Origin of the sequence: Pseudodesulfovibrio sp. JC047 (genome assembly GCF_010468615.1) — a bacterium.
In the GTDB taxonomy this organism is placed as follows: domain Bacteria; phylum Desulfobacterota; class Desulfovibrionia; order Desulfovibrionales; family Desulfovibrionaceae; genus Pseudodesulfovibrio.
In genome coordinates, this window is the sequence record NZ_WUEH01000029.1 from 23,787 (window position 1) to 34,343 (window position 10,557).

The 10,557-nt window shown below is 52.9% G+C and carries 10 protein-coding genes; 5 read left to right on the forward strand and 5 right to left on the reverse strand.

All coding sequences use genetic code 11. The annotated features are described in order from the left end of the window. The first annotated feature begins 8 nt into the window (after window positions 1-8). Window positions 9-341: an STAS domain-containing protein gene (locus GO013_RS15260; protein ID WP_163812628.1), complete on the forward strand. Its 333-nt coding sequence runs from the start codon at window positions 9-11 to the stop codon at window positions 339-341. A 337-nt stretch (window positions 342-678) separates the two neighbouring features. Here the strand turns inward: GO013_RS15260 and GO013_RS15265 are convergent, their stop codons facing one another. From GO013_RS15265 to radA, 5 genes are all read right to left on the reverse strand, one after another. Beyond that, window positions 679-1,146: a LysM peptidoglycan-binding domain-containing protein gene (locus tag GO013_RS15265; RefSeq protein WP_163812630.1), complete on the reverse strand. Its 468-nt coding sequence runs from the start codon at window positions 1,144-1,146 to the stop codon at window positions 679-681. Between the two features lie 53 nt (window positions 1,147-1,199). Beyond that, the gene (locus GO013_RS15270) at window positions 1,200-1,970 is read right to left on the reverse strand and encodes a hypothetical protein (RefSeq protein WP_163812631.1); all 771 of its coding nucleotides are present in this window, start codon (window positions 1,968-1,970) and stop codon (window positions 1,200-1,202) included. A gap of 23 nt (window positions 1,971-1,993) precedes the next feature. After that, a complete protein-coding gene (locus GO013_RS15275) occupies window positions 1,994-3,352 on the reverse strand; it encodes an ATP-binding protein (protein WP_239057906.1) in 1,359 nt (452 codons plus the stop codon). A 67-nt stretch (window positions 3,353-3,419) separates the two neighbouring features. After that, complete coding sequence (locus GO013_RS15280) at window positions 3,420-4,760, reverse strand: glucose-6-phosphate isomerase (protein ID WP_163812633.1); 1,341 nt, start codon at window positions 4,758-4,760, stop codon at window positions 3,420-3,422. Window positions 4,761-4,902: 142 nt separating this feature from the next. Continuing rightward, window positions 4,903-6,222: a DNA repair protein RadA gene (gene radA, locus GO013_RS15285; RefSeq protein ID WP_163812635.1), complete on the reverse strand. Its 1,320-nt coding sequence runs from the start codon at window positions 6,220-6,222 to the stop codon at window positions 4,903-4,905. A gap of 117 nt (window positions 6,223-6,339) precedes the next feature. Between radA and GO013_RS15290 the strand changes: the two genes are divergently transcribed. The 4 genes from GO013_RS15290 (at window position 6,340) to GO013_RS15305 (ending at window position 10,183) form a co-directional block, all read left to right on the forward strand. Continuing rightward, complete coding sequence (locus GO013_RS15290; protein ID WP_163812637.1) at window positions 6,340-7,035, forward strand: AzlC family ABC transporter permease; 696 nt, start codon at window positions 6,340-6,342, stop codon at window positions 7,033-7,035. Beyond that, window positions 7,028-7,357 (forward strand): AzlD domain-containing protein, encoded by a 330-nt coding sequence (locus tag GO013_RS15295; RefSeq protein ID WP_163812639.1) that lies wholly within the window; start codon window positions 7,028-7,030, stop codon window positions 7,355-7,357. Before GO013_RS15290 ends, GO013_RS15295 begins: the two co-directional genes overlap by 8 nt. A gap of 302 nt (window positions 7,358-7,659) precedes the next feature. Next, window positions 7,660-9,372, forward strand: coding sequence for a SulP family inorganic anion transporter (locus GO013_RS15300; protein WP_163812641.1), 1,713 nt, complete (start codon window positions 7,660-7,662; stop codon window positions 9,370-9,372). A gap of 151 nt (window positions 9,373-9,523) precedes the next feature. Beyond that, window positions 9,524-10,183, forward strand: coding sequence for a riboflavin synthase (locus GO013_RS15305; protein ID WP_163812643.1), 660 nt, complete (start codon window positions 9,524-9,526; stop codon window positions 10,181-10,183). Window positions 10,184-10,557 lie beyond the last annotated feature (374 nt).

Here is a 10,557-nt window from a genome sequence, read left to right on the forward strand (position 1 = left end):
GGTATACAATGGCAATGAACCATGACACCGAAAATGGCGTAACCATCCTGACCATCGACGGCAATCTGGACGCCGAAGGAACTCAGGCAATGGAAGAAAAGGTTGTCGCCCTGCTCGAAGGTGGCGAAACCAAACTGCTCTTCGATTTCACCGGACTGGACTATATCAACAGTTCGGGCCTGCGCGTCCTTGTCCTCGCGTACCAACGGCTCAAGAAGACCTCCGGCTCCGTGGCCATTTGCGGCGTAAAAGATTATATTCAGGAAGTCTTCGAAGTCTCCGGGTACGACCGGATTTTCCCCTTATATGGGGCGCGGGCAGACGCCTTGGCCGGGATGTAATCCTTTCGATCTACAGACTATCCCCATTGAACGCATCCCGCATCAGTGGCACGGCGTATCGATTCGGGTTGCATCGCATGGCTAGTCCTCTCCTGTGAGCACGACGGAGTGCAAAAGCACTCGCCCCCGTGTGCCCTCAAAAACACCGCACCGTTTCCCAAATAATGGAAACGATGTGGTGTTTTTGGTGACATCAACAACGCCATGGGCCGCACCATCCCGACAGACACAAACCACACTTCAAAATTTTCTTCTAAACACAAGTTGACCATTGCCCACAAAAAAACCGCCTGTCCCATCAGGGGCAGGCGGTCATGTATAGCTCGTGAGGCTGACCTTAGAAGCTAAATCCCAGAGCCGCACGCATTTCAGCGGGAATCATGGCGTCCTGTCCAGGCTCAAGAGCCTTCCAGGGAGCACCAGCTTCCTTGCGGGATGCCTTGACGTCTTCCATATCAAAACCATAGCGGGGAACGTCAAACTGCTGGCCGGGATAAATCATGTCAGGATTGGAAATCTTGTCACGATTTGCCTTGTAAATAAGAGGCCACATGAACGGATCATTGTACACATGCTTGTACTCGGAAATCCACCACAGGCATTCACCCTTGGTCACGGTATGTGTCGCGGGCAGGGAATCATATTCAGCCTTGTAGACCTGCATAGGATCAACAACGACTTCTTCTTCAACAATAATTTCCTTCTCTTCAACGACAACCACTTCTGGCTCGGTCTGGACTTTTTTGGCACAGCCCCAGGCAAAGACAAGGCACAGAGCGATTGCGAGTAGGATCAACTTCTTCATTGTGGGCCTCCTCAAAAGATCTTTTTTTGCAAATTCTAGTACAAAGACATAGGTCATGTACGTATTCTCGTGGTCCAATTATCAATAATTTTCTTTTCTTGCAACACTATTCTGTTGGTTGGATTTTCAACAAAGGCCTTTTCCACCGCCTGGGCAGCCTCCTTCATCCACCCCCCCATGCGCAAGCTCTGACTAGCGAGAACATACATTCGTTCAGGTTCATTTTCATAAATGGAATACATCAAATGTCCATATTCCGTATCGAAAACAGCCTTCACCAATTCATTCTGAGAAAAAATATACCGCGCAAGCAGGACGTTGTCACTGTATCTATGCAAGTAATATGGCAAGAGTTGTCGGCACTTATCGATAATAAACCGGATACGATCAATCTCTCGACGCATGGACTCTTCGGTCTGATTCAAAACCTGAAAAAGTTCATCAGTGATATCCTTTTCAGACTGGTTCAACTCTCCTTCATGGAGTTTGTGAAACCACGGCGCATAATTTTGCTTCTGATACGCATCTTCCTTGAGTTTGGTCGCTTCGTGAAAGATGTAGCCAAGCGCCCAATCCAACAGTTTTCCGCCCAGTTGCGAATGGGGGTCGTTCCGAAAAACGTGATGCGCCGTGTCTTTCAGCCGCCACAGCAGTCCCTTGTTCATTTCCACGCCCACCAGATCCTTGAGCACCTCGAAATGAATGGTTCCATTTTCGTCGAAACCGACAAACTGCAATTCAAGCTGATCGCAGGTCTGACAAAAAAACTTGAAAAGATCCCGAACAAATTCAGGATGTTTAGTCTGTATCCATGCTTGTGACATGTCCGTAACTCCGTATCGGCCCGCTATTCCGGAAAGATGACATCCACCCGGGCGCCACCATTTTCACCATTGCTCAAATGCATTTCAATACCATGGCTTTCAAAGATGGTTGAAACCAGAGCCAGGCCAAGGCCTGTCCCGGAATCCTTGGTGGTAAAGAAGGGGTCCCGCACCTGTTCCAGATGGTCCGGAGCAAACCCCGGTCCGGAATCCTGAAGAATCACATGCAGACTGCCATGCCCCCGAGCCGCATTGATCGAAAGCTCACCCGGACCGTTCATGGCCTGAAGCGCATTGGCCACCAAATTGTAAAAAGCTCGGTACAAGAGGTCTTTATCTCCCCGGACCTCCATGTCGTCGCAATACTCGCGCACAATGGTCACGCCGAGCTTTTCACATTCCTGTTCCATAAACACGGCAACCTGCTCAAGAATGGAGTCCACCATGACTGGATGCATGGTCGGTTTTTTGGGACGGGCGTAATCGAGAAACTCGGTCACTGTCCGAGAAAGCCGCTTGGCCTCTTCGTGCAACGCCTCAAGGATGCGGGTCGATGCACTGTTTTCCTTTTTTGCCCGTTTCAGAATCAACTCCGAACTGGAACAAATGATACCGAGAGGATTGCGAATTTCATGAGCCACTCCCGCAACCATACGGCCCATACCTGCCAGTTTTTCCTGTTGCTGCAATTCAAAAAGCAATTTCTCCTTTTCCTTGAGCTGTTTGTTGCTCAAACGCTCCGCCCTGCGCAAAACCGTCAGGACAAGGAAAAAAAGGACAAGGGATGTCACCAATGAAAAAGTAATGACCAGTCGTTCAAAATTGAGCATGGACATATAATCGGGCGTGATATCCTGTTCAAACTCAAGAATTCCCATGATCGGATTCTGATCGATATTGGTCAGGCTCCGCTCGGCTCGCAACGGATTGTACGCACGCAACGTCATGCTTCCCGGCTTGAAATCGACCATGAACAGGGCCGCTATTTTCGAGACGCGGGAAAGGATCTGCGCACTGAATTTTTCGGACTCCCATGTTTCCGTGACCTTGTAGATGGCATTGCCAGGCTTACCTATCTCATTCTTGTCCATGGAATACGTCACCGTGCCTTTGGCGTCGTAAATCCGCAATGTCGAAACGTGAAAACTATGCACCGTGGACCGAATAACCCTGTCCATGGCTTCATACTGTTCATCATTTCTCAACTGAATACGACCGAACTTGACCACGGTGGGAATCACGAATCGAGAAAAGAGCTGGTGGCTGACATTTTCAGCCAGAAGCAACGCAAAGGCTTCCTGTTTTTCCAACAGGGTCCGCTCGGCATATTTTGAAATGAATAAGGAAAGCAACAGGCTGAAACTTAGAATAATAATCAGCAACGTCCAGGAAATGACCTTGACGAACTGAAGCGGCCTGCTGCCATCAGCTTCGTTGAATTGTCGCAGTTTAAAACTCCCGTATATCTCGCTCGGCAGACAGGAACTCGTTCAGGTCCGCCTTTTCTCGTTCAAGTCCATCCGCATCCATCCGGGCTTTTGCCAACCGCTTGCCCAGTTCGACTGCGGGTTGGTTCACGGGATTGATCCCCATGAGCCAGCCCGTCAAAAGTGTGACCGCGCCGAGCAGCGCAATCATCTTTCCGGCCTGCCTCGGGCCATCCGATCCCATGCGTAATTCTACCAACGGAACGCCGCTCGCGGACAACGCCATCCGGGTCCCCAGACCTTCTGCCCGAAGCAGTTCGCCAAAGTCCATACCCTGTACATAACTAAATTGTTCCGGCAATGCTGCCGGGAATTTCGGTCCAGCGGGCAAAGTTGGACAGGTCAGGAAAAGACAGGCCTTGTTCCGCCGACCATCCATGAACATCTGGTTGACGGAATGTTGATCTGTCACACCGATGGCCGGAATGGGCTGGCTGCCCTTGCCTTCCTTGCCGAGAGATTCAGCCCAGAGTTGGGCAAACCAGTCACCGAACCCCGCCCACAACGGGATATAGGCGAAAAAAATCATCTCATCAAATCCCCTGTCCATCAGGGCCGCGTTCCAGACCGCCAACTGAAAGGCACTGTGTCCGGCCAGCGTTTGTCCGGTCAATTCGGATGAGATCAACGATGCCGCCATTTCCCGGGCACCGTCCAGCAAGGAATCAATATCCATTCCCAAAAAGACCGCAGGGAGCAACCCCACTGCCGACAGAACGGAATACCGACCGCCAAGATTGTCGGGAACAGGAAGAGACTTGATGTCATAGGCATCTACCTCACCACGCAAAAAACCATTTTCTTCGTCCGTGACAAGCACCATATTCTCGTGCCACGCATCGCCCAAATGGTGCTGCATCCATTCCTTGAGAATGAAGTATTGGCCCACAGTCTCAATGGTTCCACCGGATTTCGAAATGGTCACGACCACGGTTTTTTCAGGGGGCAATTGCGTCAGAAATGCTTCGAGCGCATAGACGTCCACATTGTCCGCTATCCACAGACTCCGCCCGGTATGTCCCGGCTGTCCCTGCTGCGGATAAAAAGCCTGTTGCAAGGCACGCGCACCCAGAGCCGACCCACCAATTCCCAAAAGCAGCATGTGGTCAAACCGCGCGAGCATGGGCTGCAACGCGGCCAATTGTTCCTTGAGTTCTGCCTCATACGGCATGGTCAAAAACGGAAGCCTGTCAGCGGATGTCTCTTCCCGAAGGCGTTGTGCCATGGCATCGGCCCGCGCTTCAAAACGCGCCATATCCAGATCGTCCATATTCGAATTGGTCCAATCAAGCGTATCGGTCATGCTGTGTCCTCCCGGTCAACGTCGGTTTCTCATTCACCACAGTGCCGCCTGGTGAAATCTGAAAAGAAATCCATTTTCTGTCCCCTGCGCAGGAGTCGCGAGAGTACCATGATTCCCAAAAAAGAAAAGGCATGGTCTCACATCAATTCCGCTTGCCAAACAGGACCCGTTGCAAATCGGCCAGTGTTGCAGCCGTCTTGGAATGACAAATAGGGGCATGACCCAATCGATCCGCCTGCTTCAACCGAACATCATGTGCGGCTACAGGACGGACCTGTCCGTTCAGATCGATTTCTCCCCAAAATACCGCGGATTCCGGCAGGGGTTGGTCATAAAATGACGACATGATCGCGGCAACCACCGCCAGATCAAGGCCGGGGTCTTTCGATGCCAATCCGCCCGTGATCTTGGCATAGATATCATGACCGCTGAGATTCAACCGCAATCGTTTCTCCAGCACGGCCAGCAACAAGTTCAATCGATTAGTATCAAATCCCAGGGCCGTGCGCCGTGGAATCGTCAAAAACGATTTGGAAACAAGTGCCTGGACTTCAACGGCAAACGGCCGTTGTCCATCCACGGCCAAGGCCATGGCTGTCCCGGACAGGGACGGGTCCCGGGCTCCAAGAAAAAACGTGGCCGGGTCTGCCACCACTTCCAAACCGCGCTCTTTCATGGTGAACACCACCAGCTCGTCGCTCGGGCCGAACCGATTCTTGAGCACGCGGAGGATACGAGAAAAATGTTTGCGATCGCCTTCCAGATACAACACCGTATCCACCATGTGTTCCAACAACTTCGGCCCGGCAATCTGGCCATCCTTGGTCACATGCCCCACCAGAATAAGGGTGGTTCCGGTCTTCTTGGTTTTTTCCACCAGTTCACCGGATACGGCGCGCACCTGACTGACCGAACCGGGAATCCCCTCGGCCAACGGCGACGCCAGCGTCTGCACGGAATCCACAATCAGCAATTCCGGCGGATTCGGTTCATCCAGAACAGCCAACGCGTCTTCAACCTTGTTGGACGCCAGAGCCAACAGTCCCGGTCCGAGCAGGCCGAGTCGTTCGGCCCGACCACGAAGTTGCGGCAAAGACTCTTCGCCAGACAAATACACCGCCGTATGACCGAGCCGAGCCTGACTCCCCGCCAGTTGCAAAAGTAAAGTGGATTTACCGATTCCCGGTTCACCGCCGAGCAAAATAGCCGCGCCCGGCACCAGACCGGAGCCAAGCAATTCATCCAGCGAATCCATGCCTGACGTCCGCGTGGAAAATTGTTCACTGTGCAAATCTTCAAGCAACTGCGGCTTGTCCTGCGCAACCGCCCCGGCCCGTGCGCGTTTCTTGTTCACAGTCATGACTTCCAGGGTATTCCATTCCTTGCAGGATGGGCACTGCCCCTGCCATCGCGGAGACTGTGCGCCACAGGCCGCGCATCGATACACGTCTTTCGTTTTCATGACTCTGAGTATCCCGCGTTTTCCCGTAAAAAGTCCAGCCCGGAAACAGCCATACATCCAATAAAATCGTTGACGATGCGCACAGGTCGCCAGTATTCATAATGAACAGAGAAACGTATGACAGATCGAAAAACAGCTTTTTTACATGGTGCACGGGATATCAGCCCGATGCTGGCGGGCGTCATGCCATTCGGCCTGATTTGTGGCACGGTCGGCGTTGCCAAGGGCATGACCGAGTGGGGATCATCCCTGATGTCAGTCATCATTTTTGCCGGAGCCTCGCAACTGGCTGCCATTCAACTGATGAGTGAACACGCCACCACGGCCGTGGTCATTCTCACCGGCCTGATTATCAATGCACGATTTTTCATGTACTCCGCCTCCATTGGGCCGCACTTCAAAGGGGTCCCCCCGCTCCAGAAAGTCGGGCTGGCCTACCTGCTGACCGATGGCGGATACGCGGTTTCCATTGCGCACTACCTGCGCTCCGATCACGAGAACATGAACAAGGTCTGGTATTATCTGGGCACCAACGTCACCATCTGGGTGGGCTATGTCGCCGCCACCGTGGTCGGGGCCTATCTCGGCGCGGTCATTCCCACGACATGGCGGCTCGACTTCGCCATTCCTCTAACGTTCACCGCCATAGTCATGCCGGTCATCATCGATCGCCCCACCATTTTTGCAGCCATCGTTTCCGCCAGTGTAGCGGTTGCAGCCGCCTCGCTTCCATACAACCTAGGTCTCTTGGTCGGCGCGATCAGCGGCATGATCGTGGGATATCTCGCAGAAAGGAGGCTTGCCAATGCTTGACATGACCACCTATTGGCCCGTGACCCTCGGCATCGGCATCGGCGTCTTTCTCACCCGCTATTCCTTCATTCTGGTACTGGATAAAATTACACTGCCGCCGATGGTCCAACGGATGCTTCGATACATCCCCGCCTCGGTCCTGCCCGCACTTATCGCCCCCGCCATCCTGCTTCACTCAAAAACAGGCACCATCTCCTTTGCCGGGTGGGATCAGTTGGCCGCCGGAATCACCGCAATCCTCATTGCCTGGAAAACCAGAAACATGCTGGCAACCATCGCCTCAGGAATGATCGTGTTGTGGCTGGCACAACTGTTCTTATAGTATATATATCGCCCTTCACTGAATGAAGTAAGATTTTTCCATCCTTTTTCAGTCCACATTTTCCAACAAAAACACGCATCAAGCCCACAAAAATTCCCTTCACGCCACAAAAACGCCAACTTTTACAAAAAATGTGACCTTTTTGTCATGTAAACTCATGTGAAAATTTTAACGCTTGACTCTTGGCAAACAGAGGTATTTAGTCCGTCTCTTTCGCGTGATTCTCCAGCCCCTGGCCCCCTCTCATAGGATCGACCACTGACTGTGACCACGAAGACACCACCAACCCAAGGAGGTTTCTAATGGCTTTTTCATTGCGTGCGCAGTTCGAAGCGTATGCACCCAAAAGTATTCCCTATTTACGATCTTACTCCCTTTCCGCACTCCAACGGGATCTCGGAGCGGGTGTCACTGTCGGTATTGTTGCCCTGCCGCTGGCCATGGCTTTTGCCATTGCATCAGGAGCCAGCCCCCAGACTGGATTATTCACCGCCATCGTTGCCGGATTCATCATTTCCGCCTTTGGCGGCACCCGCTTTCAAATTGGTGGACCGACCGGCGCATTTGTCATCATCATCTCCGACGTCATCGCCAGAAACGGTTTTGAAGGGCTGATGCTCGCCACCATCATGGCAGGTCTGCTGCTCGTGGTCATGGGTATTCTCAGGCTCGGACGACTTCTCCAATACATTCCTTATCCTGTCACTGCCGGATTCACATCAGGTATCGGCCTGCTCATTTTCTCCACGCAGTTGAAAGACTTTTTCGGACTCCAGATCGAGCACATGCCATCCGCCTTTGCCGATCAGGTGCTCGCCTGCGCCACGGCCCTGCCCACCACGCTCCCGGGAACACTGGCCATCGGGGCATTAACGTTGGGCACCATGTTGATTATCCGTCACCGCATCCCCCGTATTCCCGCTCCATTCGCCGGAATCGTTATCGGTTCCCTCGTTGCATGGGCCATGGGACTCGATGTCGAAACCATCGGCAGCCGATTCGGAGGCATTCCCTCGACATTACCAAGTTTCGTCCCCCTCTCAAACATCAGCATGGAGACACTCCATAACATTCTTCCTGATGCGCTCACCATCGCGGTTCTCGCCGGAATGGAATCACTCTTGAGTGCCACCGTCGCGGACGGCATGAGCGGCGACCGTCACAACTCCTCGACCGAACTCGTGGCTCAGGGACTTGCCAACATTGCTTCGCCGCTCTTCGGAGGACTCCCCGCCACCGGTGCCATCGCCAGGACCGCCACCAACATCCGCGCCGGTGCCTTCACGCCCATGGCTGGCATCTTCCACGTCCTGACTCTGGTTATTTTCATCAAATTCATGGCCCCAGTCGCATCACTGATTCCCCTGTCCAGTCTGGCCGCCGTGCTAATGGTCGTTGCCTGGGATATGAGCGAACCACACCGGTTGAAACGACTGTTCCTCGCCCCGAAATCAGACTCCATGGTCATGCTGAGCACCTTCCTGCTGACAGTCTTCGTTGGTCTGACTGTCGCCGTTGAAATCGGTGTTGTTCTGGCTGCCATCCTGTTCATGAAACGCATGAGCGAACTGGTCGATATCCACAGTCTCGACACCGGGTTGCCCGAAGAGGCCATCACCAGTCGCCGCACCGGAAACCCCAGAGTCGTTGTCTATGAAATCGCCGGCCCGCTCTTCTTCGGTATGGCCCAACGGTTCATCGACATCATGCGCTTCACCCGGAAAAAACCGGAAATTCTCGTGCTCTGTATGCGGCTCGTGCCCATCATCGATGCCACAGGACTTGAAGCGTTGGAGACCGTCATTCGACAAGGACAGGCTCAAGATATTCGAGTGATCCTTTCCGGTGTAAATCCGAAAATCATGAAAATCATGACCCGCTTGGGAACTGATAAAGTCGTGGGAACCGATAATATCTTCCGTGATTTCTCGACCGCTGTTGCCGAGACACTTCCATACTTCGAAGATGAAGAAGACGCAGAACAAATCGTGGGCGAACTGCCACATTGTAAATAAACTCAATACCATCAATTCAAAAAGGGCCGCTTCTGCGGCCCTTTTTTTATACGCTGATATCAAACTGCCCACCACGTACCTCACAAGGTCATTGATTTACACCGGACCTTCCCCCTGATACAACATCCTCCAAACACGAGCGAGGAAGTGTATGTTCACAGGATTGGTCTTAGGCATGGGTCGCATCGAAGCAGCAGACAACCGAGGCACTGAAACACGGTTTCGTATCAAGGCGATGTTTGATCTCCGCGACATTGAAGCGGGAGAATCCATTGCGGTCAACGGCGTTTGCCTGACTGTCGAAATCTTTGGGGACAACTGGTTTACCTGTTACGCCTCTGGGGAAACCCTCTCAGTCACCAGTCTGGGCGGACTCAAGATCGGCTCCACCGTCAATCTCGAACGAGCCCTGGCCATGGGTGATCGCTTTGGCGGCCATATTGTGTCCGGCCATGTGGATTGTCTGGCGCATGTCGCCGAAATTCGGCCTTCCGGCCAGTCGAAAATTTACAAGCTGTCATTTGATGCCGCGCACGGCAAATATGTCATCCCCAAGGGGTCCATCACATTGGATGGCATCAGTCTGACGGTCAATGATTGCGCCCCGACATGGTTGGAGGTGAACATCATTCCCGAGACGCAAAAAGTGACCACCATCGCGGGATGGATCCCTGGGACTGTCGTCAACATGGAAACCGATGTCATCGGGAAATATGTGGAGCGGATGGTCACGCCCTGGGTGGGTGAGACAGCCAAAGACACTTCAAAGACCGGCATCACCATGGAGTATCTTCGGAAAAACGGGTTTTGAGAAATCAATACCCTTTTTCCTGGCATCTTCTTTTCAGGGAGAGGGTGGGGGATGCCGCTTGCTGCGGCGATGCTTTCTGGAATGAAGAGAAGATAAGATAAGAGAAGAGAAGAATGCGCCTTTGGCGCGGAGCCAGGGTGGGTGCTGCGCACCCGAACCGCTTCCATGCCCTCCCGGCGGGGGCCGTTTTTTTGTTGGGGCAAATTGTCAAACCAAACTTAACACCCCGGCAAGTCCCTGCTCCTCAATGATTTCCCAGGTTGTCCTGTATCCGTTTATGAGGTCAACGGACGAGGCCAGTCGCTCAGGATCTGAAAAGACGGACCGTTTGCGTTTGGGATAAAATTGCCTCAACAGACCGTTTGTTTGTTCGT